This window comes from Novosphingobium barchaimii LL02, from assembly GCF_001046635.1.
GTDB lineage: Bacteria > Pseudomonadota > Alphaproteobacteria > Sphingomonadales > Sphingomonadaceae > Novosphingobium > Novosphingobium barchaimii.
In genome coordinates this window covers 965,991-990,041 of sequence record NZ_KQ130452.1, presented here as the reverse complement: position 1 = coordinate 990,041, position 24,051 = coordinate 965,991, and the positions used below count along the sequence as shown (strand labels likewise).

The following is a 24,051-nucleotide window of genomic DNA, read 5'->3' as shown; positions in this document are numbered from 1 at the left end:
GCTAAGCAGGCTCACTAGCCCTGAGATAATGGAACGCAGGGTTGGCACGGTCCTGGCACAAGTCGCGCGGCTCATGAGACGCGCATTCGACGAGCGTGCGAGAGAGATCGGTGTTACCCGGCCGCAGTGGCAGGTGCTCATCGTGCTGCGCCGCCACGAAGGCATCAGGCAGGCAGGCCTTGCCGAAATTCTTGAAGTGGAACCGATCACCGCCGGGCGCATGATCGACCGCATGCAGGAAGCCGGCATGGTGGAGCGCCGCGCCGATCCGGCCGACCGCCGTGCCTGGAACCTTCACCTCACCGACCGCGGCAGCGAGATGATGGAGCGCCTCCAGCCGCTTGCCATGGAAACGTCCGATTCGGCGATGGCGGGTGTCAGCGAGGCTGAAAAGGCGCAGCTTCTCGCCACTCTGGAAACGATCCTCGGCAACCTCACCGGCAAGCCTGCGGGCAACGATCCGCTGGCCGGCTGAACGGTATCGCCGGGGCGCGGGCGCTTTGATCCATCGTCGCCGCGATAGGCGCTCGATTGGCGAGCCGCTATGGTGAATGCAAGCAGCTGATCCGCATCTAGCGGGCGGCCAATGGAGTGGGAGGAACCGTGGGCAAAACGATCGTCATCACCGGTGCGGGAGCGGGTCTCGGCAAAGCACTGGCACACCGCTTCGTGAGCGAGGGCGAGACGGTGATCCTGCTGGGGCGCACGCTGTCGAAGGTGCAGTCGGTGGCCGATGCTATCGGGGGTGGCGCCATGGCTGTCGAATGCGATGTCGCCAGCCCTGATTCCGTTCGCGCGGCTTTCGCGGCCATCGCCCGGAAGCACCCGAAGATCGACGTACTCGTCAACAACGCTGGCATCTATGAGCCGTTCACGATCGCCGAAGCCACGGATCGGCAGATCGACAGCATCATCGCCATCAATCTCAAGGGGCCGATCTACTGCTGCCGCTCAGCCATCCCGATGATGGAGAAGGGCGGCCATATCATCAACGTGGGCAGCGAATCCATCGCGGTGCCCTTCGTAATGCTCGCGCTCTACCAGTGCAGCAAGGCGGGACTGGAGCAGTTCAGCCAGCAGCTTGAAGCCGAGCTTGAAGAAAGCGGCATTCGCGTAACGCTGGTGCGCGCCGGGCCCATGCACGACGAGGGCAAGGACAGGCCGAACTGGGACCGCGACGCCGCCATGCGTTTCCACATGGGCTGCGCGAAGAACGGCCTCGACATGCGGGTGCGGCCGGTTTCGCATTCGGCTTCGGTGACCGGCGTGTTTCGCGCGGTGATCGACCTGCCGCCGGACGTGCGGGTCTCCCACGTCTCTGTCGGCGCCCGCAAGGCCTGAGCGCACCGTCCAACGAAGCCGCGGGGCCGACCCGGCGCGCTCGTGACCTTTAATTCATAGATTTCTCGCCAAGGATCATCTCATGACCACTCTTCCCGATGCCAGGCTCTACATCGACGGCAAGCTGCGCGATGCCGGCAATGGTGCGACTTTCGACGTCATCAGCCCGTGGACCGGCGAGCCGGTCGGCAAGGCCGCGGACGCCACCGCCGATGACGTGAACGAGGCTATCGCCGCCGCACGCCGGGCCTTTGACGAAACCGACTGGTCGACCAACGTCGAAAAGCGCGTGGCGCTGGTGAAGAAGTACCGCGAACTGTTCGAACGCGATCGCGTAAAGCTGGGCCAGCTTGCCATCCACGAAGCCGGGGCGGCGCAGGGCGCGGTGACCCGCGCCCATGTCGACATGGCGCTGGACGGCTGGGACGATTACATCACCGTCTTCGACCGCATCGACTGGGAAGTCGATTACGGCGAGCGGCCGGCCTTCGGGATGGTCCACAAGCGGTTGGGCCTGCGCGAATCCGTCGGCGTCGTCGGGGCGATAACGCCTTGGAACGTGCCGCTCTACGTCAATATCGGCAAGGTGGTGGCGGCGCTGCTGGCGGGCTGCACCGTCATCCTGAAACCTGCGCCGGACACTCCCGGCATGGGCGCGGTATTCGGTGAACTGGCGAAAGAAGCGGGCTTCCCGGACGGCGTGATGAACGTGATTTTCGGTGCCGACCCGGCCCTGGCCGGCGAAATGCTGGTGACCGACCCGCGCGTCGACCTGATCTCGTTCACCGGCTCCACCGGCGTGGGCAAGCGGATCATGGAGCAGGGCGCAGCGACCCTGAAGCGGGTGTTCCTGGAACTGGGCGGCAAGTCGGCCAAGATCGTTCTCGACGATGCCCCGAACTTCGCGATGGATATAGGCATGTCGATGCTCGTGTTCCATGCCGGGCAGGGCTGCGCGGTTCAGTCGCGCCTGCTCGTGCCCAAGAGCCGTTACGAGGAAGCCAAGGCCATCCTCGGCGGCGCCTACGGCAAGTTCGGCGACAACTGGGGCGATGTGGACAATCCTGCCCACGTCATGGGTCCGGTAGTGTCGAAACGGCAGATGGAGCGGGTGAAAAGCTACATCGACCTTGGCCAGGAAGAAGGGGCCACGCTGCTCGCGGGCGGCAAGATCCGGCCCGACAAGGGCGGCGGCTACTTCGTCGAGCCGACCTGCTTCGTCGATGTGACCAACGACATGCGCATTGCCCAGGAGGAAATCTTCGGGCCAGTCCTTGTGGTAATTCCCTATGAGGACGACGAGGATGCCATCCGCATCGCCAACGAAAGCTCCTACGGCCTCTCGGGCGGCGTATCAGGTAGCCACGAGCGTGCCATGAACATTGCGCGCCGCGTGAGGACCGGCTCCATGAGCATCAATAACGGCATGTGCATAGCCGGCGACATTCCCTTCGGCGGCTTCAAGGCCAGCGGCATGGGGCGTGAATGGGGCGTCGAGGGCATCGAGGAATATACTGACGTGAAGCTGCTGGCCTGGCCTGTGCGGCAGGCTGAGCCGGCTTGACCCTTGCAGGAAGGGGATGATGACGATCCCGAGGTGGCTGCGCAACCAAGCCACCTCGCGGGCCTGTCGCCGCTGCTGTCGGCTGCGGTGAGGCAGGCCTGCGCTGCGGTCAGCCACAATCTGAGCGGCCAGCGCCTGGGCCGCAAGGGGCGGATCACGCGCGAGCGTATTCTGGTGGCCGCCATCGAAATGATCGAGATGTCCGAGGAGCCGGTCACGCTTGCCCGCGTGGCTGGCAAGGCATCGCTGGGCATGACCTCGCTCTACACCTACTTCACCGACATGACTGAACTCCTGCTGGCGGTGCTGGAGCCAGTGATGCAGACGGCGCAGGATGAGTATCTCTCGGTCCTGCGAGAGCGTTGGCCGGACGAGGAGCTGTTCGCGTGCTGCTATCGCTTCGTGCGCAGCTACCACAATTTCTGGCTGCGCCATTCACGGCTGCTGCACATGCGCAACGCGCTGGCGGACCAGCACGACGCGCGCATGATGCGCCACCGGATCGAGAGCAGCCGTCCAATCATCGGCCTGATTGTGGCGCAGATGGATTTCGATGCCCTAGTCAGCAATTCGAGCACCTCCATGGCGACGATGGTGATGATCGGCATCGAGCGCTCGGTTACGCTGGTCACGGACAAGGAACTGCGCAAGCTGGTCGAGATGGGCCCGGATATCAGCGAGGACCGCTACCTCGTGCCGGGCGCAAGGCTCATGCAATTCGCGATCCGCGATGCCCGCGATGGCGGCGATAAGGATTATACATACGTGCTGCCCGATTAGGGGCTTTATTCTTGTCCGCTGAAGGACTTCGGCAAAAGAAAGGCCCCGCGAGATATCTCGCGGGGCCTTTCCCCTTTGGGTCTGGGCCCTGCGCTCAGGCCGCGTGCGAGAACTGCTCGACCGTCGACTCGGCATAGTGCGAACCCGGGTCCGGCAGGCAGGCGCGCATGGCGTCGCTCAGGCACTGGAACAGGGCTTCGGGGGTGACCTTGTCGTCCTTGCCGTAGATGACGCTGATCACCAGCGGGTGCCCATCGGGCTGGCGCGGGACAAGGCCGCTGAGCGCATCGGCGCCGGTGCCGAACCCGGCAGCGGCGAATATGTGGCGCGAATCCCGGCAGGCGTCGATACGGGCCATCATCTCGGAGAAGGCGAACTTGCACTGCTCGTCGGCTTCGGCATTGAGGCGGCGGACCATGCCTTCGCAGCGCTGGCGGGGGATGGTCGACAGCATCAGCAGGCCGGCAGCGCTGCGGGCCAAGGGTTCCTTGATGCCGCCCGCCAGTTCGCGGGTGGCGGCCATGGCGCGTGGGCCGTGGCGCCAATTGACGATCTGCGCGTCCAGCCCGACCATGGAATGCAGCGCGACCGAAAGGCCGGTCTGCGCGACCAGGCGGTCCATCAGGCGCACGATGCGTCCGTCGCGAACCAGTTCGGGCTGGCCGGAGGTGCCGATCAGCGCGGCGCGGGGCGTCAGGCTGTAGACGCGCGAGTAGGCATCCTTGTGAAGGAGTCCCAGTTCCACAAGGCTCGAAAGCAGTTCGGACGTGCTCGACTGCGGTCGGTTATAACGCCGGACGATGTCCATGACGGTAGCCTCCCGATGCGCGTCGTCGAAATATTCCAGCACTTCGATCACGCGACGAGCAATTTTTGCCTTGTTCGATGATGATGACGTCTTTCCAGACATGAGGTCTCTCCTCCCTCTGCTTGGTTGATGAACTCGCCTTCGGCGAGATTGGCCTCGATCCCTGAGTCGATTGCTCAGATAAACGAGTCGTTCTCGTTTTTTGCTCACTTGGGTTAGCATCAACACTGATGTTCATCAAGCGCATCTTGTATGTATACGAATGGGACAAGTTGGGAGGGCTTGGTTAGGTGTCAAATCGGGCGATCACTTGGATCGCTTGCGCTGTGGTGAGGTGTGTCTGCACGTTTGGGGCTGGCCAACGTCGCGGGGTAGGTCCATTCCTCTGCGAGAACGAATGAAATCGATGGACGTATGCGGGAAAGTCATGGATTTTAAGGAATTTACGGCATCGGCGGCAGAGCTTGAGTACGGCGGACATTCGTGGCCCGGGCCGGTTGCTTTCGTCGATCTGGCAGCTACGCGGCATGAAGCAGCAGATATCCGGTTGCCGCCTTGTCCGCTGATTGGAATAGGCGCGGCGGACCACCCTCTTGCGATCAAGTTGGATACCTTTGTCGAATCCGGTTCCCAAGCAGACGCCTTGGCTAAGGCTGTGATATCGCAGCCTCTGGCGGCCGCAACGCTTGTGCAGCTGCTGCGGCTGCTGCCTTCACTTTCTGCCGAAGATGGGCTTACGGCGGAGTCTCTGGCCTATGCCACGCTGCAGGGCAGCACGGCGCACAGGGATTGGATCGCACGACGCAAAATACCTGAGGGCGATCTGATTCGCGGCGGCGTTTCACTCATGCGCCAAGGGAACGAAGTGGTTGCCACTCTCGCCCGGCCAGACACGGGCAATGCCATCGACCGGTCCATGCGTGACGATCTGCACGAAGCGTTCGCATTGGTGAACATGGACCGCAGCATCACCCGCATCACCCTGAGAGCGCGGGGCAAGGCATTCAGCCTTGGCGCGGAACTCGGCGAATTCGGCACGACAACCGATCCGGCCGCCGCGCACATGATCCGCGCGCGGACTTTGCCTGCGCGCGAAGCGGTGCTCTGCGCAGACCGGTTTGCGGTGGAGATCGACGGCGCCGCCATCGGCGCGGGGCTGGAATTGGCGGCTTTCGCCAGCCGGATCACTGCGACGCGGCGGTCGTGGTTCCAGTTGCCGGAACTGGCCATGGGAATCCTGCCGGGAGCGGGAGGATGTGTGTCCCTGACCCGCCGGATCGGGCGTCAGCGTACTGCGCTGATGGTGCTTTCAGGGCGCCGTATCGGCGCTCGCCAGGCGCTCGACTGGGGATTGGTCGACGCGCTGGTGGACTAGGTGCCCGGCGCAGATCGTTGCGGTTACGTCGGCGCTGGAGAGCCGGCTTCTCGCATCGGACCATGGCAGTCCCAGCAGGCACAAGTCCGCAGGCTCCCCGGGAGCGATGCGGCGCGCGCGCGAAAGGTCCTGCGGATCGGCGATATAAAGCGCCAGGGTTTCTTCCGGCGTCAGGGCTTCATCGGGACCGATGCAGGTGCCGCTTGGTGTGCAGCGGCTGATGGCTGCTGCCATGGCCTGCCATGGATCGGCGCTGCCGTAGGGTGCGTCACTACCGCCTGCCATGACGATGCCAGCTTTGCGAAGGGATCGCAGGCGATAGAGGTCGCGATGGTGCCGGGGTTCGACGTCGGCAAGGTAGCGATCGCCGCGCTCGGCGATGAAATGCGGTTGGACGCAGGCATAAAGGCCCAGAGCGGCCATGCGCTCCACCAGTTCCGGCGCGGCAACGGATACGTGCTCGATACGGTCCCCCGGCATAGAGCCGGCGACTTCGAGCAGGGCTAGGGTGAAAACCAGTTCCACTTCGGTCACGCAATGGACGGCAAGGGCGCGTCCCTGCGCATGGCCGGCGCGGATGAAGCCGATCGCTTCGTCGAAATCGGGGAGCGCGGCTTCGTGCAGGTGCAGCTTGAGAGGGCCGAGGCGCCAGCTGTCTTGCTCCGCTTCGGCGAGGGTAAGGCCACCGGCCAGAACGGTGGATTGGAGCAGCCTGCGTTCCGCCCTCTGCTGCGCAAAATGGCCGGCGATCACGGGATCGTTGCGCGGTGACATGTCGGTCAGGCCAGTCACCCCGAAACGGGCGAGTTCGGCGCTGGCTTCGCCGAAGTCGGGGGGAAGGCTTGCGAGCGCGCGCTGCAGCCAGACATCCTCGTCGAACAGGCGTCCTGTGAAACCGCTATCGCCGCGTTCCAGGCCAGGCGGCGGCGCGGCAATGGCCAACAGTTCGTCCAGCGCGCGCGAATTCAGCAGCCACATACGCCCGGTGCGATGCTGCAATCGGAGAGGACGATCCGCCACCATCCGGTCAAGCACGGCCGCTTCTGGCAGGTCTCCGCCCAGCACGCTTTCGTGAAAGCCGGTGGCGCGCAGCCATCCCGTTCCAGGCACTTGCAGCGCGCTAAACAGCGCAGCGGCGTCGGTGACTTGTGGCGGGCCGCATTGCACTGAACCGCGCTGCGCGGCGAGGGCGGCGAGGTGGATATGGTGGTCGTGCAGGCCCGGCAACAGGGCTGCGCCGCGGGCCTCGATCACCAGCTCGTGTGGACGAACAGGCAGGTTGCCGATCTCCGCGATGAGGGCGCCTTCGATGCGCAAGTCGCAGAGTGTGCGGCCAAAGATTTCAGCGTTGCGGATCAGCATTGTGCGAATGCGTCGAGATAGCGCACGGTGTCCGCGCCAAGCGGACGTACCGGGGCTTGCAACATGCGGGGCCGGACAAGGGGGAAGGGGCACCCCGTCGCGGCGCCCCACGCGCCCAGTTCTGCGTCGATGGCTGTGCGGTCGTGGTCACGTTCCTGGGCCAGGGCCAGGGCGGTGATGGCGCTCATCGACAGGCCGATGCGCTGGGCAAACCCTCTGCGGTAAGCGGCAAGACCTTCGTGCGCAGCGGTGATGCCGGTCAGGGGGTCGGCGATGGCGTCGCCGACGTAGCCTATTTCGCCCGATACATCGGCCATGGCGCGGGAAAGCCCTCCGGCGACGCCGCAGTCGTTGCCGATGCCGACCCAGTTAGCGGCCTCTCCGCTGGCACCGTGGCCCGTGACCGAGAGCCAGACCAGGCCAGGGACTTCGCGAACCAGCGCTTCGGCATCTATCCCTAGATGGCGCAGGGCGCGGGGGCGGGAGGATTCGATAACCACGTCCGCCCGGCGGATCAGGGCAACCAGGGCGGCTTTTTCGCTTTCGCTGGCGAAGTCGACGAGCAGGCTGGCCTTGCCCTGGTTGATGCGGGCGAACGTCGCCGGATCGTCGCGGCGGATGAGATCGGGGCGGCTGCGGCTCTCGACTTTCACCACCTCCATGCCGGCTTGCCAGAGCAGGTGCCCGGCAAGCGGTCCGGCCCAGATGGCGGACATGTCAATCACCAGTGGGCGGTGCCCGGCTGGCCTTTCCCGCTGCTCCCCGCGATGCATGACTTCGATCGGAGACGAAACCGGCGCCTCGTCTGCCGAGGCCACCGGCAGGCCGAGGGCGCGGCCCCTGGCAACAAGGTCGTTGCAGTCATGTCGCAGCACGGCTGCGGCAATCGCGTTCCAGTCGTGCACGTCGATGTCGGCACTCCCGAAGAGGGCAGGCAGCAGTTCGCGGTCGATCTCGCGGATCAGGGTGAGGGCGAACCAGCCGCCGTCCCGTGTGGGCATCAGGTGGCTGCCGCCCAATCCGGGGGAGATGCTGCCGCTGATGCGGTAATTAGCGCCCCGCTCGCCCATCAAGGTTGCGCCGTCGAGCGCGGCAAGCGCAGGGCTGGCGTGCGCGTCGGCCATCGCCTTGATCTGCCTGTCGGCCCAGCGCGCCAGCGGGATCGCGGGACCGGGCGAGGCAGGGTCAGTCGGCAAGAACATCCTTTACTTTGCGGCGCAGCAATTTGCCCATTTCGTTGTAGGGCAGTTCGCTGACGAAGGCGACCTTCTCCGGCACGCGCGAGGAGCGCAGGCGCGAGCGGACCAGCTCCTTCAATTCTCCTTCGTTCGGGGCAATGTGGCCTTGGCGGGTGACTATGGCGACGCCCACCGTCTCGCCCCATTCGACTGAGGGGATCGCGCAGGCGCAGGCATCGGCTACGGCCGGGTGGGTGAGAAGCACGTCCTCGATTTCGCCGGGTGACATGTTCTCGCCCCCGCGCACGATCACATCGTCGGCGCGGCCGGAAAGGAACAGATAGCCATCCTGGTCCATGAACCCGGCGTCGCGGGTGGGGAACCAGCCCTGGGCGTCGAGCGCGCTCTTTTCCTTGTATTCGCCCGAAACCTGATCGCCGCGCACGTAGATCTCGCCGGGTTCGCCAACGGGGAGGACTTCGCCGTTCTCGCCGCGGATTTCCATCTCGACGGTGGGGATCGGCTTACCCAGCGAGGTGAGCCGGGCACGCACCTTCGGGTCTTCGGAAGCAACCGCTTCGCGGTGATCCTCGGGCCCCAGCAGGGCAACGGTCGAACTGGTTTCTGTGAGGCCGTAAGCATTGGTGAAGCCTGCGCTGGGGAACCGTTCCAGCGCCTTGTGGATCACCTCAAGCGGCATCTTCCCGCCGCCATAGGCGATAGCGCGCAGGCTGGCGGTCTGCGCAGTAGCGCCCTTTTCCATGGCATCGACGATCCGCGCCAGCATGGTAGGCACTACGAAGGCATTGGTGACCGCCTCGTGCGCTACCAGTGAGAGCCAGCCTTCGGGCGAGAAACTGGGCAGCATCACGATCTTGCGCTGGGCGTAGATCGACGACAGCAGCGCCGAGATGCCGGCGATGTGGTACGGCGGCACGACCACCAGGGCTGCGTCGGCTTCGTCGGCGCTGGCGAATTCCACTGTGCCCAGGATGTAGCCGATGAGGTTCGCGTGGCGCAGGATCGCGGCCTTTGGCGCGGCGGTGGTGCCGCTGGTGAACAGCTGGATCGCCACGCCTTCGCCGGGATCGTATTGGCGCGTGTCGTTGCCGGGCACGGTTTCCTGCACCTTCAGCGTGAACTCATCGCGCGGAAAGACCGTATGGTTCTGTCCGCCGGCGATCCGCAGCACGCGCTCCTCGTCACCGATGACCAGCGCGGGCGCGATACGGCCCAGCAGCGCGGCAAGATCGGCATCGGGCAGGCGGTAGTTGAGCGGGCAATAGGGCACGCCGGCCAGCGCCGCGCCGAACACCGCGATCACCGCCGCCTCGCTACTTTCGTCGAGCAGGGCGACATATTCGGCTCCGCTGTCCTGGATCAGCTCGAACGCACCGCGCGCGGCGGCAAGGAGGTCGCCGTAAGTCCAGCGCTTGCCTTCGCAGACGAGGGCGATCCGGTCCGGCGCGGCCTCGGCGGCCATTTCAAGAAGGAGGGCGATGTTCATCGGGTGTCTTTTTCGAAAGTCAGTCGGAGGCCGGCAGGGGCTTGGCGTCCTTGACGACCAGCGCGGCGCCTTCGACGCTCAGCGAGCCCTTGCCAGGCTTCACACAAAGCAGTTCGTACTTGCCCTCGCTGTCTATGTAGCGCTTGCCCATCAGCGTGCCGGCGGAGAAGTCTGCGGCGAGGGGAGCGGGCTCGGTGGGCCTGGCCTCCCCCATCGGTGAGCCGCCGCATTCGATCTGACCGTCGGCGCTGCGGATCACCATGACTTCGGTATCACACGCGGCGCTTTTCAGGCGGGTTCCGGGCTTCATTTCAGGTTCCTCGTGCTTGCAATGTTCGATGGTCTTGCGACTTGTTCAGGCGATCGCGCCCTTGGCCTTCCAGGCCTCGATCTGGTCCCACCCGATGCCCATTTCCATAAGGACGAGCTCGGTGTGCTCGGAGGCTTGTGGTGAACGGGAGGTCTCCACCGCTTCGCCGTTCCACTGCACCGGGCCGCGCACCAGCTTGAGCGGTGCGCCGCCGTCTGCTCCCTCGACTTCGAGGATCATGTCGTTGGCGATGGCCTGTTCGTCGGTGAGCAGGTCTTGAAAGCTCTGGACCGGCGCCCACTGGCCAGAGAACGTCTTGAGGTGCCGGCGCCAGTAGGCGAACGGGTGCTGCGCGAAGGCCTTGACCAATACATCGCTGGCCGCGCCTGCGTTTTCAAACAGCGCGCGCGGTTCGGAAAAGCGGGCGTCTTCGGCAGCTTCCGGTACGCCAAGATGTTCGAAGAGGCTGCGGATATGGCCGGTGGGCGAGATCGTGCACAGGTTGATCGTGCCGTTGTCGCTGGTCTGGTAGTTACCCATGAACGGGTTGCGCGCGGCGCCGCCCGATCCCGGCATCGGATTGCGCGTGAGGATGCCGGTTTCGGCGACTTGTGCGATCAGCGCGCCCGACGCCCAGGCGGCCGTGCTGAGCAGCGAGACGTCTAGTTCGGTGGCCTCGCCGGTCTTTTCGCGGTGATAGAGCGCGGCTGAAATGCCGCCGGCGATGAACATGCCGCCGATGGAATCGCCGAATGCCGGGATGCCCTGAGACAGCGGTGCGTCCAGTTCCCCTGGCGTCATCGAATAGGCAATGCCGCTGCGCGCCCAGAAGCAAGTGCCGTCGAAGCCGCCGACCTCGCGCTCAGGGCCCTTGTTCCCCAGCGCCGATCCGCGCGCATAGATGATGTTCGGGTTGGCGGCGCGGATGTGCTCGATGTCGAACTTGTTCTTCTGGCGAACCTGCGGGAGGTAGTTGGTGAGGAATACGTCGCACTGCTTGGCCAGTTCGTAGAGGACTTCCTGGCCCTCGGGCGTGGAAAGGTCGATGCCGACGCTGCGCTTGCCGCGATTAGGGTGCTCGAACAGAGTGTGGCGCAGCGGATCGAGCGTGACGCCGCCCATGTTGAGGAACCCGCGCTGGGTATCGCCGCGCACGGGATGCTCGATCTTGATGACGTCGGCGCCCCAGTCGGCCAACACGCCGCCGGCAGCGGGGGTGAAGGTGAACTGTGCAACTTCAAGGACGCGCACGCCCTCCATGACCTTTGTCGACATCTGCCGCCAATCCCTGTCGTTATCTTATGATTTCGCGTTTGCGGCCAGCTCTCGGGCTGTGTCCCGCCGTCCGTTCGATGTGCGCGCAAAGCCGGAAAGGATCAACCGGGGGCCCCATCGTAGGGACGATCAAGGGCTTCACGCGGCGCGTTAATGGCCCTCGAGGCATCGCGCAGGAGGGCGGCGAGGCAAATGACGCTACAGCGATAAAGTTAGCGAAAATCGCAGCCGCGGTTGCAGAAATTACAATTGACTCCTGCAAGCCAGATTTACTAATCTAGGTTAGTAAATTGGAAAGAACCGATTGCGCCAGGTTTCGTAAAGTTCGGAGAAACAGAATGAAGAAGTTCGCATCGCTCGTCGCCCTTGCCACCGTCGCTGCCTTTCCGGCTGTTGCTTTCGCAGAGACCGCCCAAGTCCGTGACTCAACCGAGCAGGCAGCATCCCCGGCCCCGCTGACCGCTGGCAAGATGCTGTATGCCGCCGATGGGGTCCGGATTGCCCCGGTTTACCGCATCACCGCAGAGGGCAACCCGCAGGTCATTCTGAACGGCCGCCTGGTGACCGTTCCGGCGTCCAGCCTTAGCGACGTTGGCGGCAAGGTGACCTCCTCGCTGTCGAAGAAGGAAATTGCTTCAGCCAAGTGAGCCCTTCACGGCATTGAAAAAAGGGCGGTGCCGATGGCGCCGCCCTTTTCATGTGTGCCTTATGGTGCAACCGCAGTTGCGGCAGGAAAAACTCAGCCCCGGCTTACGTTTTCGTAGATGCGCGTCATGTAATCCAGCAGGCGGTCAACTTCCTCGTCCGAAAAGCCCGCGAACATGCGTTTTTCGCTTTCGGCGGCGATGGCGCCCAGGAGATCGAGAAGCGGCTTTGCCTGCTCGGTCAGGTAGACCGCGCGGGCGCGCCGGTCATCCTTGCGGTCGCGGCGTTCCAGCAGTCCGTCGGCGCAGAGGCGGTCGATCAGGCGCCCGGCCGAAGCCTCGGACATTTCGAGATATTCGGCGACGGTCCGCTGGGTCGATCCGGGATAGCGCGCGACGATTGCAATCATCGCCCATTGTGATCGAGTGACGTTGAGAGCGGCCACTTTGCGATCGAAATTGTTGCGCTGCAGGCGGCTGACGATGGTCATGCGCAGCCCCACTTGGCGCGTTGGGCTTTCGTCCCGCATGGAGAAGGGGTCGTTCAGCTTGCCCATCGGTTTGTCTTCCGCCTCAGTGGCCACGCATTGCTCCTTGCAGGGCGCCCTCGGGCGCGCGCTCCATAATGATGTCCAGCGCCGTCAGACGCGCTCTATGATGATCGCAGGAGCCATGCCGCCCGCCGCGCACATCGTTATCAGGCCATAACGTCCGCCGGTCCGTTCCAGTTCATCCAGAGCCGTGCCGATCAGCATGGCGCCGGTTGCGCCGATGGGATGGCCCAGCGCCATCGAGCCTCCGTTGGGGTTAACCCTGGCGCGGTCGAGGTCAAGGTCGCGGATGAATTTCTCGACGACGACGGCAAAAGCCTCGTTCACCTCGAAGACGTCGATATCTGCCACGGTGAGGCCTGCCTTGGCCAGTACCTTGCGGGCCGCGGGCACCGGACCGTTGAGCATCAGGGTAGGACAATCGCCGGTTTCGGCCATGGCGACGATGCGCGCGCGCGGTGTCAGGCCGTGGGACTTGGCATAGTCCCTGGACGCCAGCAGGATTGCGGAGGCGCCGTCAACCACGCCAGAGGATATGCCGACGTGGTGGATCGGCTTTATCTCCAGCTCGGGATATACCTGGTTTATCAGCTGAACATAAGTCTTACCGCCGGGCGCGGAAGGCATGTCGTAGAACATCTCGAAGGCCGGCGTGAGCTGGGCCAGGCTTTCGGCCGTCGTTTCGGGGCGTGGGTATTCCTCATGATCGAGGATCACATTGCCCTCGTCGTCCTTCACCGTGATCGTCGACCTGTCGAAGCGCCCCTCGGCGATGGCAAGCGCGGCGCGGCGCTGGCTCTCGACGCCGAGCGCTTCCAGTTCCGCGCGGGTGAACCCCTCCATCGCTGCGATGGCATCGGCGGCAACGCCCTGGTTGGACTGGGGGTGCTTGGCCTGGAGGCGCGGATTGCCCGCGCCCATACCGGCGCTGCCAAGGCCAGCTTCGCGCATCTTCATGCCGTACATGCCCGCGTAGGAGAGCATGTCCATCCCGCCTGCCACCATGAGATCGGCCATGCCGGACTTTATCATCGCGGCGGCGAGGCTGGTGGAGGTGATGCTTGACCCGCAGAAGCGGTTGAGGGTGACGCCGCCGGCCTTCACGTCATAGCCCGCATCGAGCGCCGCCATGCGGCCGATGTCGCCTGCCTGCTGGCCAAGCGCGGCGGAGACACCCCAGATCACATCGTCCACTTCGGCGGTGTCGATCGCGTTACGATCCTTCAACGCGGCGAGGACTGAGGCGGAAAGATGCTCGGGATGCATCTGCGACAGCGCGCCCTTGCCCATCTTGCCAAGGCCGCGCGGGGTTCTAACGGCGTCGATGATATAGGCCTCTGTCACGGCAGCTCTCCCCGTCTTCGTTAGCGCAGAAAAGCGCCGATTTCGTCGGTCATGCTTGGGGGACGGGGCAATTGCAATCGGCCCCCAAAGCCCTATCGCCGCAGCGATTGCTGACTATGGTTAGTATATTCGGTATAGGGCCAAGATGCGGCTATAGATCGTCTTCGCGATGCTCGCCTTGACGGGCGCAGGGCGCTGGCCAAGATCGGCAACGATGCGAAAAACAGGGAATGAAGAGGCCATGAGCGGTACAGGGGGCGCAGACAGTGCAGAAGCCGAGCATGGCAAGGGAGGTGCATTCGCCCCGCTGAGGGAGCGCACGTTCCGCAACATCTGGTCGGCCAGCCTGTTCTCGAACTTCGGGCAGCTTTTCCTGGGCGTGGGGGCGCAGTGGGAAATGACCCGGTTGAGCAGTTCGGCCAGCATGGTCGCGCTGGTGCAGACGGCGATGATGATCCCGCTGATGCTGGTGACGCTGCCCGCCGGCGCCATCGCCGACATGTTCGACCGGCGCCGCATCGCAATGACCGGCCTTGCCTTCAGCGCGGTGGCCGCTGCGATGCTGGCCGGGGTCACCTTTCTGGGCCTCGCTACGCCCTGGGTACTGCTGGCGTTCTGTGTGCTGATCGGCGGGGGCGTGGCGCTGTTCTCCCCGTCCTGGCAGGCATCGATCCCGGAGCAGGTCTCGCGCGCGCATCTGCCGGCGGCTATTGCGCTGGGGACCATCAGCTACAACGTCGCGCGTAGTTTCGGGCCGGCGCTGGGCGGACTCATCGTCGTCGTATACGGTGTAAAGGCAGTGTTCGGTATGACGGCGCTGCTGTACCTGCCGCTGCTCACCGCGTTCTATTTCTGGCAGCGCCGGCATGTTCCCTCGCGCTTGCCGCCCGAGCGTGTCGACCGCGCGATCCTGACCGGCGCGCGCTATGCGCTTCATGCGCCGGCAGTGCGCACAGCCCTGCTGCGTGTGCTGGTGTTCGGGCTGACCACGGCAACCGCGTCTGCTTTAGCACCGTTGATTGCGAAGGATCTGCTCCACGGCAATGCCGCGACCTTCGGCATCCTGCTGGGTGCGCAAGGGGTGGGCGCGGTGGCGGGGGCACTGTTCGTAAGCCAGATCCGCGAGGCGATCTCCACCGAATGGGCGCTGCGCCTGTTCGCTGTGGGCACCGGCCTTGCGCTGGTTGCCATCGGTTTCAGCCATGCGCTGGTCCTGAGCTGCCTCGCATTCCTTGTTGTGGGGGCCTGTAACATCCTGACCGTGGCGATGCTCAACGTCACCGTGCAGCTTTCCGCGCCGCGCTGGGTGACGGCGAGGGCGCTTTCGCTGTTCTCCTCTGCGATCACGGCGGGCGTGGGCATCGGCGCCTGGGGCTGGGGCATGGTCGCCGGCGCGCATGACGTGTCCTTTGCGCTCGTCGCCTCGGGCATCGCCGTGGCCGCCAGCGCCTTGCTGGGCGTTGTCTTGCCAGTTGCGCAGGATGCCGAGGGCGACATGGACTCGATCGAGATCGGCCACGAGCCCGAAGTCACCCTGCCGCTGACCCTGCGTTCCGGCCCGGTGGTGATCGAACTGGAGTACGACGTCGATCCCGGCCACGCCCGCGAATTCTACGATGCGATGATGATGCTGCAGCGCGTACGCAAGCGTATCGGCGCTTTCGACTGGACCATCGCGCGCGACATCGAAAACCCGGCCCTGTGGACCGAGCGCTATCATTGCCCCACCTGGGGAGACTATCTGCGCATGAGGGGGCGCTACACTCAGCCCGATTTCGACATTCAGGCGAAAGTGGATGTATTCAACCGCACCCGCCACGCTCGTCGCGTGCGCCGCCGACTGGAGCGGCCGTTCGGCTCAGTGCGTTGGAAAGCGGATTCTTTCGACGCCCATCAGGAAACGATCGGTTATATGGGCCCGTAGAGGGGCGAATCTGCCCTAGCGATATCTGTACACTTGTTCAGCAGGCTTACTGGAACTCTCTCGTGGATCGCCTGTAAGGTGGGCGAAAATCAATGAGGGAGGGGTATCGTGAACACTATCAGGACCACCGCGTCTGTTTTCGGCCTTGTCGGGCTGGCCGTTCTGGCTCCGCTGCCGGCTTTGGCGCAAAGTGCGGCAGAGATTGATGACGGCGCGATCATCGTCACCGCGCAGCGCCGCGCCGAGGCGCAGGTAGATGTGCCGATCTCGATTACCAACCTCACCAACGATGCGCTAAGGACCGCCAGCGTCCAGCAGCTCGCCGATATCGGCAAGGTTACCCCGGCGCTGCGTTTCGACTTTGCGGGCGGCTTTTTCCAGCCCACCATTCGCGGCATCGGCACGGCGGTGACGACTTCGGGCGGCGGCGGCAACGTGGGGATCTACATCGACGGGTTCTATTCACCCAACCCGCTGGCCGCCGATTTCGACCTCATCAGCGTGGATAGCATTCAGGTACTGAAAGGCCCGCAAGGCACGCTGTTCGGCCGCAACACCACTGGCGGCGCGATCCTCGTCTCCACGCGCGAACCTTCGACCAAGGCCAATGCCTTCGAAGGCCGCGTCAGTTACGGGCGCTACAACGAGGCCCGGGCCGAGGCTTTCACCAACTACGCCATCTCCGACCGCGTGGCGCTCAGCGTCGAAGGTCAGTACCGCCGGGGCGACGGCTGGCAGCACGACATCTCCAGCGGCAAGCGTGTGGGCGGGTATGAGAACTGGTCGGTGCGCCTCGGCCTGAAGGCGGATCTGACCGACAATGTGGACGTCCTCCTGCGCTACAAGCATGGCGACGTGGACGATCCTTCGACCATGCTGGCCTCGACGCTCGACACCGCCGACTTCGGCCTTGGTGCGCCGTTCGGCGGTATTCCCGGCACGTTCACGACCGCCAGGAACAAGATTGCGACGGGCTCTGTGGACGAGGTGTTCAAGTCGAACAGCGACGTGGTGCAGGGCACGATCCGCGCCGACCTCGGCTTTGCCAACCTCACGTCCTATAGCCAGTACCGCAGCGAAAACTCGGTCATGTCGCAGGATCTGGACTATTCGGGCGCCGATATCTTCCAGCTTGGCCTGCCCAACATCAATGAGACGTGGAGTCAGGAACTGCTGCTGACCTCCAAGGCCGGGCCCAAGCTGCAATGGACCGCCGGGCTGTTCTACTTCCAGAACACCGACACTTACGTCACCTACATCAACAATGCCGGCAACGCCCCGAATGAGCGTATCCGCCTTGGCGGGTCGAGCACCACGGTCAAAAGCTACGCCGCGTTTCTCGATGCGACTTACGAGTTTACTCCGCAGCTGTTCCTGACGGCGGGTGCGCGCTATTCGCAGGACAAGATCGTCGATGCCTACTGGAACCGCTCGTTCACCGATATCCGGGTGCCGGTCCCGAACATCTCCAATAACAAGCTGACCCCGCGCGTGGTGCTGCGCTACAAGCCCACCGACCAGACCAGCGTCTATGCCTCGTTCACCAAGGGGTACAAGGCGGCGGTGTCCGATGTCGGCGGTTCTTGCCAGTCCAACCCCGATCCCGCGAACCCCGGGCAGTTCCTCTGCAACAGCGTCAAGCCAGAGGACATCAACGCCTACGAACTGGGCTTCAAGTATCAGGCGCGCGGCCTCTCGTTCGAGGGCGCGGCATTCTACTACGATTACAAAAACTTGCAGGTTTCTATTTACCGTACCGGCACCGCCGAGATCATCAATGCCGCGACTTCGGAGATCTACGGCCTCGAAGGTTCGGCCCACTATCAGGTCACCCCGGCCTTCCAGATTTCGGCGGGCGCTTCGTGGGTCCATGCACGCTACAAGAAGTTCAACAACGCGCCGGTCTATGTGCGCTGCAGCGAGCTTGATGCAGCCACGGCGGCGGCATGCGCAGCGGGCGGGGTGACGTTCGCGGTGGTACCCACCACGCTGGAGGACGTGACGATGCAGCGCACGCCCGAATTCACCGGCTTCATCGGCGCGCGCTACGAAGCGGACGTGGCCGGGGGGCAACTCGCGCTGTCGGGCAACCTGTTCTATTCCTCGAAGTTTTTCTTCGGCCCCTCGGGCGTGCAGTTCGAACAGGGGGGTTACGCCACACTGGCCCTGCGCGCGCAGTGGACCGCGCCTGACGAAAAGTTCTACCTCGCGCTCTACGGCGATAACGTCACCAACAGCCGCTACCTGACGCAGGCGCAGTACTCCAGCTTCGGCATCGGCGCGAACTGGAGCAAGCCGGCGGTCTACGGCGTCGAGGCGGGCGTGAAGTTCTGAACGGGCCAGGGGCGCTCCCCGGCGGAATGCCCTTGGCCAGCAGGCCCGGACGAATGACGGCCAGGACGAAAACACGGGAGAGAACACGATGCCGCAAGACAGGATCTGGCGCGTCGTCCAGTGGGCGACGGGCAATGTCGGCAGCCGCGCACTGCGCATGGTCATCGAGCATCCACGCATGGACCTGGTGGGGGTGTGGGTCAGTTCAGCAGACAAGGTCGGCCGCGATGCGGCTGAGCTTGCGGGCCTTGAGGGAGCCGAGGCCGACACCGGCGTGAAGGCGACCGGCTCGCTGGACGATATCGCCGCGCTCGATGCCGATTGCGTGCTGTTCATGCAGCAGGGCACCGATTGGGACGCGATTTGCACGCTGCTCGCCTCGGGGAAAAACGTGGTGACCACGCGCGGCGACTTTCACTACCCGCCGATGATAGACCCGGCCAACCGCGCGCGTATTGAGCAAGCCTGCGCCGCTGGTGGTACCTCGATCTATTCGACGGGTTCCAGCCCCGGCTTCGTAACCGAGGCGCTGGCGATCCCGCTGCTGTCACTCCAGCGCAGCCATGGCCTGCTGACGATCGACGAATATGCTGACGTATCGAGCCGCAATTCGCCCGACATGCTGTTTCAGATCATGGGTTTCGCCGCGCCGATGGCCCCGTTCGACCAGCGCCGTGCCGAGCATCTCAAAGGCGATTTCGGCAGCTCGCTGTCCCAGATCGCCGAGGCCATCGGCCTGACCTGCGACGAGGTCGAGGCGGAGGGCGAACTGTCAGCGGCAAAACACGACCTCGACATCGCCGCAGGCAAGGTTCCGGCGGGAACGGTAGGGGCGATGCGAACGACGATCACCTGTAAGCATCAGGGCCGTCCGGTCCTGCGGTTTCGCGCGAACTGGTACGTTACCACCGACATTGAGCACGACTGGGACTTGCGCGAATCCGGCTGGCGAATCGTCACCGAAGGCGACACGCCGGTGAAGGTCGACATCACCTTCCCGGTCTCGGCGGATGATTACCCGGATTATACGCCGGGCCTGACGGCGCATCGGCCGATCAACGCGATCCCGGCCGTCTGCGCAGCCGCGCCGGGCATCCGCACCACGGTCGATCTGCCGCAGGTCATCCCGCTTTACGGCTGAGCGGGCGCCGTCGACTGGTCGCCGCCCAGCACGCGGTAGAGCGTGACGCGGTTGGTCGCCTGCTGAAGCCGTACCGCGATCTCCGTCCGGCGCGCCGAATAAAGGGTTCGCTGGGCGTCGAGATTGTCGAGAGAACTGGCGATGCCCCGGCGGTAGGTCGCCTCGGTCAGCCGCGCGGCGTCCTGTGTGGCCGCCGTGAAGGCGGAGGCTGCGCGTAGCCGCTCGGCCAGCGTGCCCTGATCGGCGAGCGCGTCGGCGGTTTCGCTGAACGCGGTCTGGATCGCCTTCTCGTAAGTCGCCAGCGCGGCATCACGCTGGGCTTTCGATACCGCGACATTGGCCGACAGGCCGCCGGCGTTGAAGATCGACCAGCTGCCATCGCCGCCCAGCGTCGTCGTGCGCGATGCGCCGTCGAACAGCGAGGAAAGCGAAGTGCTGGCAAAACCGATCAGCGCGCTGAGCGAAATCGACGGGAACAGCTGCGCCCTGGCAACGCCTATGTCGGCATTGGCGGCACGAAGCTGATACTCGGCCTGAACAACGTCCGGGCGGCGCAGCAGGACCTGCGTGCTGGTTCCGGCGGGCAGTTCGCTCAGGCCGGCGTTGACCTCGTCGATCCCGGCAGGAAGCAGGGTCTGATCGAAATCGGCGCCGATGAGCAGGCGGATGGCGTTGATGTCCTGCGCCAACTGTGCCTTTTGCGAAGCGACGTCGCCGTTGGCGGTTTCGAGCACCTGTTCTGCCTGGCGCAGTTCGGTACGCGCCGCGACGCCGCCCTTCAGGCGCGCGCCGGACAGGCGCACGCTGCCTGCGGCGTTGGCGGCGGTCGCCTGCGCGATATTCAGCAGGTCGCGGTCGGCGGCATAGGTCGCCCAGCCGAGCGCGAGATCGGCGACGAGGCCGAGACGCACGGTGCGCGCCGAGGCCTCGGTCGCCAGCGCGGTATCGCGCTGGGACTGGGTGGCGTTGGCCAGCTTGCCGAACAGATCCAACTCGAAGCTGGAGATGCCGCCTCGCAGGGTATAGTTCATCCCGTTCTGGCCGAAACCGCCGCCGGTTTCGCTATCGGTCGCGGAGGTTGTGGCGGTGACTGCCGGGAACTGATTGGCCCGCGTGACGCGCACCTGCGCCCGCGCGGCGGCGATGTTGGCCGCGGCAACCCGCAGGTCGCGGTTGTTGGTCAGGGCCTGCTCCACCAGCGCCTGCAGGCGCGGATCGCGGAACACTTCCTTGTAAGACACCAGCGGCAGCGAGGCCTCGCTCTGTGCGAGATAGGCATCGCCGACCGGCCACGATGCTGGGACCGGCGGGGCGGGAGCCACATACTTGGGCGCCAGCGAACAGGCGCCAAGAGCGAGGGCAGGGAGAACCCCCGCCATCAGCCGGGTGGTCACTGCGGTCAGGCGCTTCATGCGGTGTCTCCCGCGCGCTGCTTGCGCTCGGCCAGCTTTTCCCGTGCCTTGGCGATACCGTCGCGCACGCTGCGGCGCACGATGACGAAGAACAGCGGGATGTAGAAGATCGCCAGCAAGGTAGCAGTGAGCATGCCGCCGACCACCGCCGTGCCAATGGCGACGCGGCTGTTGGCACCGGCGCCGGTCGCCAGCGCCAGCGGCAGCACGCCGAAGATGAACGCGAAGCTGGTCATCAGGATCGGGCGCAGGCGGATGCGTGCGGCCTCCAGCGCGGCGTCGATGACGCGCTTGCCCTGACGTTCCGCCTGCTCCGCGAACTCGATCATGAGGATCGCGTTCTTGGCGGCGAGGCCCATCGTGGTGAGCAGACCGATCTGCAGGTAGACGTCGTTTTCAAGACCGCGCAGCGTCACGAAAGCGATAGCGCCAAGCAGGCCGAGCGGGATCACGAGGATGACCGCGACCGGGATCGACCAGCTTTCGTAAAGCGCGGCAAGGCACAGGAACACCACCAGCAGCGACAGCGCATAAAGCACCGGGCCCTGACCCGAGGACAACCGCTCCTGATAGGATGAACCGGCCCAGGCCACGCTGACGCCGGGGATGTCGGACGCCAGTTTTTCCATGAGGTTCATGGCCGTGCCCGAACTGACGCCCGACCCGGCATCGCCGGAGAATTCGTAGGCTGGCAAGCCGTTGAAACGCGAAGTGGAACTGGGCGCCGTCGACCAGCTGATCGTCGAGAATGCCGAGAATGGCGACATCTGGCCGTCCGATCCACGCACGAACCACTGCGCCAGGTCTTCCGGACGCGAGCGGAACTGCGCGTCTCCCTGCACATAGACGCGCTTGACGCGGCCCTTGTCGATGAAGTCGTTGACGTAGTTGCCGCCCCATGCGGTGGACAGGGTGGAATTCACATTGGCAGGCGTCAGGCCGAAGGCCGTGAGCGCGCGTGTGTTGGTATCGAGCTTGAGCGTAGAGACATCGGGCAGATTGCTCAGGCGCACGCCGGACAGCTGCGAATCTGCATTGGCGGCGGCAAGCAGCTTGTCGCGCGCTTCGGCGAACTTGTCGGCGCTGAGGCCATTGGCATTCTGCAGTTCGAGAGTGAAGCCCGAAGATGAGCCAAGACCGCGCACGGAACCCGGCACGAGAGCAAAGACCTGCGCATCGCGAAGGCCCCGGAAGGCGGCGCTGGCGCGCTTCACGATGGCGTCCGCACTGTCCTTGGGATCGGTGCGCTGCGACCAGTCGGTGAGGTTGACGAAGCCCTGGCCGCTGTTCTGCCCGGCTGCGCCCTGACCGCCGCCGGAAATGGTGAACATGCCTGCGTAATTGTTCTTTTCGTAGGTCATGAAGTACTTTTCGACCTCGTGCTGCACTTCTTCGGTGCGAGCGCGGGGCGTACCGGCGGGCAGGCGCCACTGGATCATGATGTTGCCCTGATCCTCGTTGGGTAGGAACCCGGTCGGCAGGCGCTGGAACATCATGAGCGTGATCACGCAGGTTACTGCGAACAGCCCGAGCCAGCGCCACTTGTGCTCGACCACGCGCTCGACCTTGCTGGCGTAGCTCTCGGTGATGCGCTCGAAACTGCTGTTGAACCAGATGTGGAACTTTTCCCAACCGCGCGCCAGCCAGGGCAGGTGGCGTTCGATCCAGGTCGGTTCGCGTTCTTCCTCGGGCACCTTGGCTTTGAGCAGGGTGGCCGTAAGGGCCGGGCTGAGGATCAGCGCCACAAGCACTGACAGTACCATGGCTGCTACGATCGTCAGCGAGAACTGGCGGTAGATAACCCCCGTCGATCCGCCGAAGAAGGCCATGGGCAGGAACACCGCCGATAGCACGAGGGCGATTGCGACCAGTGCCGTCTGGATTTCCTCCATCGACTTGATCGTCGCATCACGCGGGGTCATGCCGGGATTTTCCTCCAGCAGTCGCTCGACGTTCTCCACCACGACGATGGCGTCGTCGACCAGCAGGCCGATGGCAAGCACAAGCCCGAACAGGGTCAGCGTGTTGATCGAGAAACCGGCGAGATAGAATATCGCAAACGTGCCCAGCAGCACCACCGGCACCGCGATCGCCGGGATCAGCGTGGCGCGCCAGCTTTGCAGGAACACGAACATGACGATGACGACGAGGATGATCGCCTCGAACAGCGCCTTCTCGACTTCTTCGACCGACAGCTTGATGAAATCGGTGGAATCGCTGCCGTAGATGTATTTCACCCCATCGGGCATATCCGCCGCGAGGGCCTGCATCTTGGCCTTGACCGACTCTGCGGTGGCCAGCGCATCGGCGCCGGGAGAGAGCGAGATGGAGATGCCGGCGCCGGGGTGGCCGTTGACGCGGCTGACCGAAGTGTAGTTTTCTGCGCCGATCTCGACGCGGGCCACGTCGCCCACGGTGACTGCGGAACCGTCTGCGTTTGTCTTGAGGACGATCGCGCGGAACTGTTCGGGGGTCTGCAGGCGCGATCCGGCGGTGAGGACGGCGTTGATCGCCTGGCCCTGCGGCGCGGGCAGGCCGCCCACTTCACCGGCGGCGACCTCGGTATTCTGTGCCTGGATCGCAGAGGTGACATCGCTGGGCATCAGCGCGACCGCAGCGAGTTTGCGCGGGTCGAGCCAGATTCGCATTGCGTGGGGGGCGCCGAACACGTTGACGTCGCCCACGCCCTGAACGCGCGAAAGTGGGTCCTGGATGTTCGAGGTCAGATAGTCCGACACGTCCTGGTTGGAGCGGGTGTCGGTCTCGTCGTAGACAGCCACCAGCAGCAGCTGGTCGGGGTTCGACTTGGTGACCGTGACGCCCTGTGCCTGCACCGTCTGGGGCAGGCGCGGGAGGGCCGATTGAACCTTGTTCTGGACCTGGACCTGCGCGATGTCGGGGTCGGTGCCCTTGGCGAAGACCGCGCTGATCGAGGCCGATCCACGGTTGCTCGACGAGGAACTGAAGTAGAGCAGGCCATCGATGCCGGTCAGCTGCTGCTCGATGATCTGGGTGACCGAATTTTCGATCGTCTGCGCCGAGGCGCCCTGATAGGTCGCGCGGATGTTGACCTGGGTCGGCGCGATATCGGGGTACTGCTCGTTCGGCAGGTAGTTGAGCGCGCCGAGGCCGGCGAGCATGACGATGATCGCCAGCACCCAGGCGAAGATCGGGCGATCGATGAATATGCGGGACATCTGG

Annotated in this window: 19 protein-coding genes; 9 read left to right on the top strand and 10 right to left on the bottom strand. The window is 64.5% G+C overall.

Annotated features, from left to right (window positions below; all coding sequences use genetic code 11):
- Window positions 1-28 precede the first annotated feature (28 nt).
- From V474_RS05000 to V474_RS04985, 4 genes are all read left to right on the top strand, one after another.
- Window positions 29-475 (top strand): MarR family winged helix-turn-helix transcriptional regulator, encoded by a 447-nt coding sequence (locus V474_RS05000; RefSeq protein ID WP_059150376.1) that lies wholly within the window; start codon window positions 29-31, stop codon window positions 473-475.
- A 128-nt stretch (window positions 476-603) separates the two neighbouring features.
- Window positions 604-1,341, top strand: a complete 738-nt coding sequence (locus V474_RS04995) for an SDR family oxidoreductase (protein WP_059150375.1) — start codon at window positions 604-606, stop codon at window positions 1,339-1,341.
- 82 nt (window positions 1,342-1,423) lie between these two features.
- A complete protein-coding gene (locus tag V474_RS04990) occupies window positions 1,424-2,905 on the top strand; it encodes an aldehyde dehydrogenase family protein (RefSeq protein WP_059150374.1) in 1,482 nt (493 codons plus the stop codon).
- Between the two features lie 33 nt (window positions 2,906-2,938).
- Window positions 2,939-3,685, top strand: a complete 747-nt coding sequence (locus V474_RS04985) for a TetR/AcrR family transcriptional regulator (protein ID WP_059150787.1) — start codon at window positions 2,939-2,941, stop codon at window positions 3,683-3,685.
- Between the two features lie 94 nt (window positions 3,686-3,779).
- Here the strand turns inward: V474_RS04985 and V474_RS04980 are convergent, their stop codons facing one another.
- Entirely contained in the window at window positions 3,780-4,595 is an 816-nt protein-coding gene (locus V474_RS04980) for a helix-turn-helix domain-containing protein (protein ID WP_059150373.1), read from the bottom strand.
- A 208-nt stretch (window positions 4,596-4,803) separates the two neighbouring features.
- On the opposite strand from V474_RS04980, the gene V474_RS04975 reads away from it, so the two are divergent.
- A complete protein-coding gene (locus tag V474_RS04975; RefSeq protein WP_236710683.1) occupies window positions 4,804-5,868 on the top strand; it encodes an enoyl-CoA hydratase/isomerase family protein in 1,065 nt (354 codons plus the stop codon).
- On the opposite strand, the gene V474_RS04970 is transcribed toward V474_RS04975, so the two are convergent.
- The 5 genes from V474_RS04970 to V474_RS04950 are packed head-to-tail and all read right to left on the bottom strand — an operon-like array spanning window position 5,803 to window position 11,500.
- Complete coding sequence (locus tag V474_RS04970; RefSeq protein ID WP_059150371.1) at window positions 5,803-7,230, bottom strand: amidohydrolase family protein; 1,428 nt, start codon at window positions 7,228-7,230, stop codon at window positions 5,803-5,805. The two genes, V474_RS04975 and V474_RS04970, sit on opposite strands and share 66 nt — an antisense overlap.
- Window positions 7,224-8,432 (bottom strand): CoA transferase, encoded by a 1,209-nt coding sequence (locus V474_RS04965; protein WP_059150370.1) that lies wholly within the window; start codon window positions 8,430-8,432, stop codon window positions 7,224-7,226. Before V474_RS04965 ends, V474_RS04970 begins: the two co-directional genes overlap by 7 nt.
- Window positions 8,416-9,915, bottom strand: a complete 1,500-nt coding sequence (locus V474_RS04960) for a class I adenylate-forming enzyme family protein (protein WP_059150369.1) — start codon at window positions 9,913-9,915, stop codon at window positions 8,416-8,418. The genes V474_RS04965 and V474_RS04960 overlap by 17 nt, the downstream gene beginning before the upstream one ends.
- Window positions 9,916-9,934: 19 nt before the next feature.
- Window positions 9,935-10,225: a hypothetical protein gene (locus V474_RS04955; RefSeq protein ID WP_059150368.1), complete on the bottom strand. Its 291-nt coding sequence runs from the start codon at window positions 10,223-10,225 to the stop codon at window positions 9,935-9,937.
- A gap of 45 nt (window positions 10,226-10,270) precedes the next feature.
- Entirely contained in the window at window positions 10,271-11,500 is a 1,230-nt protein-coding gene (locus tag V474_RS04950) for a CaiB/BaiF CoA transferase family protein (RefSeq protein WP_236710680.1), read from the bottom strand.
- 338 nt (window positions 11,501-11,838) lie between these two features.
- Here V474_RS04950 and V474_RS04945 point away from each other — a divergent pair, with 338 nt between their 5' ends.
- Window positions 11,839-12,147: a hypothetical protein gene (locus tag V474_RS04945; protein WP_059150367.1), complete on the top strand. Its 309-nt coding sequence runs from the start codon at window positions 11,839-11,841 to the stop codon at window positions 12,145-12,147.
- 92 nt (window positions 12,148-12,239) lie between these two features.
- On the opposite strand, the gene V474_RS04940 is transcribed toward V474_RS04945, so the two are convergent.
- Window positions 12,240-12,728: a MarR family winged helix-turn-helix transcriptional regulator gene (locus tag V474_RS04940; protein ID WP_148649278.1), complete on the bottom strand. Its 489-nt coding sequence runs from the start codon at window positions 12,726-12,728 to the stop codon at window positions 12,240-12,242.
- Between the two features lie 57 nt (window positions 12,729-12,785).
- On the bottom strand, window positions 12,786-14,039 hold the full coding sequence (locus V474_RS04935) for an acetyl-CoA C-acetyltransferase (protein WP_059150365.1): 1,254 nt from the start codon (window positions 14,037-14,039) through the stop codon (window positions 12,786-12,788).
- Between the two features lie 241 nt (window positions 14,040-14,280).
- On the opposite strand from V474_RS04935, the gene V474_RS04930 reads away from it, so the two are divergent.
- The 3 genes from V474_RS04930 to V474_RS04920 all read left to right on the top strand — a co-directional run bounded on the left by V474_RS04930 (window position 14,281) and on the right by V474_RS04920 (window position 19,438).
- Window positions 14,281-15,963, top strand: coding sequence for an MFS transporter (locus tag V474_RS04930; RefSeq protein ID WP_059150364.1), 1,683 nt, complete (start codon window positions 14,281-14,283; stop codon window positions 15,961-15,963).
- Window positions 15,964-16,071: 108 nt separating this feature from the next.
- Window positions 16,072-18,297, top strand: coding sequence for a TonB-dependent receptor (locus tag V474_RS04925; RefSeq protein ID WP_236710666.1), 2,226 nt, complete (start codon window positions 16,072-16,074; stop codon window positions 18,295-18,297).
- Window positions 18,298-18,385: 88 nt separating this feature from the next.
- Window positions 18,386-19,438 carry an NAD(P)H-dependent amine dehydrogenase family protein gene (locus tag V474_RS04920; RefSeq protein WP_059150362.1) on the top strand — a complete coding sequence of 351 codons (1,053 nt, stop codon included), beginning with the start codon at window positions 18,386-18,388 and terminating at the stop codon, window positions 19,436-19,438.
- Here the strand turns inward: V474_RS04920 and V474_RS04915 are convergent.
- On the bottom strand, window positions 19,429-20,850 hold the full coding sequence (locus tag V474_RS04915) for an efflux transporter outer membrane subunit (RefSeq protein WP_059150361.1): 1,422 nt from the start codon (window positions 20,848-20,850) through the stop codon (window positions 19,429-19,431). The two genes, V474_RS04920 and V474_RS04915, sit on opposite strands and share 10 nt — an antisense overlap.
- Window positions 20,847-24,047 (bottom strand): efflux RND transporter permease subunit, encoded by a 3,201-nt coding sequence (locus V474_RS04910; protein ID WP_059150360.1) that lies wholly within the window; start codon window positions 24,045-24,047, stop codon window positions 20,847-20,849. Before V474_RS04910 ends, V474_RS04915 begins: the two co-directional genes overlap by 4 nt.
- Window positions 24,048-24,051: the final 4 nt, after the last annotated feature.

Bases quoted from the DNA above. Each gene is read 5' to 3' on its own strand.
- V474_RS05000 (WP_059150376.1), top strand. From the start codon at position 29: ATGGAACGCAGGGTTGGCACGGTCCTGGCACAAGTCGCGCGGCTCATG.
- V474_RS04960 (WP_059150369.1), bottom strand. From the start codon at position 9,915: ATGAACATCGCCCTCCTTCTTGAAATGGCCGCCGAGGCCGCGCCGGAC.
- V474_RS04910 (WP_059150360.1), bottom strand. From the start codon at position 24,047: ATGTCCCGCATATTCATCGATCGCCCGATCTTCGCCTGGGTGCTGGCG.
- V474_RS04920 (WP_059150362.1), top strand. From the start codon at position 18,386: ATGCCGCAAGACAGGATCTGGCGCGTCGTCCAGTGGGCGACGGGCAAT.
- V474_RS04930 (WP_059150364.1), top strand. From the start codon at position 14,281: ATGAGCGGTACAGGGGGCGCAGACAGTGCAGAAGCCGAGCATGGCAAG.
- V474_RS04980 (WP_059150373.1), bottom strand. From the start codon at position 4,595: ATGTCTGGAAAGACGTCATCATCATCGAACAAGGCAAAAATTGCTCGT.
- V474_RS04915 (WP_059150361.1), bottom strand. From the start codon at position 20,850: ATGAAGCGCCTGACCGCAGTGACCACCCGGCTGATGGCGGGGGTTCTC.
- V474_RS04950 (WP_236710680.1), bottom strand. From the start codon at position 11,500: ATGTCGACAAAGGTCATGGAGGGCGTGCGCGTCCTTGAAGTTGCACAG.
- V474_RS04965 (WP_059150370.1), bottom strand. From the start codon at position 8,432: ATGTTCTTGCCGACTGACCCTGCCTCGCCCGGTCCCGCGATCCCGCTG.
- V474_RS04970 (WP_059150371.1), bottom strand. From the start codon at position 7,230: ATGCTGATCCGCAACGCTGAAATCTTTGGCCGCACACTCTGCGACTTG.
- V474_RS04945 (WP_059150367.1), top strand. From the start codon at position 11,839: ATGAAGAAGTTCGCATCGCTCGTCGCCCTTGCCACCGTCGCTGCCTTT.
- V474_RS04955 (WP_059150368.1), bottom strand. From the start codon at position 10,225: ATGAAGCCCGGAACCCGCCTGAAAAGCGCCGCGTGTGATACCGAAGTC.
- V474_RS04990 (WP_059150374.1), top strand. From the start codon at position 1,424: ATGACCACTCTTCCCGATGCCAGGCTCTACATCGACGGCAAGCTGCGC.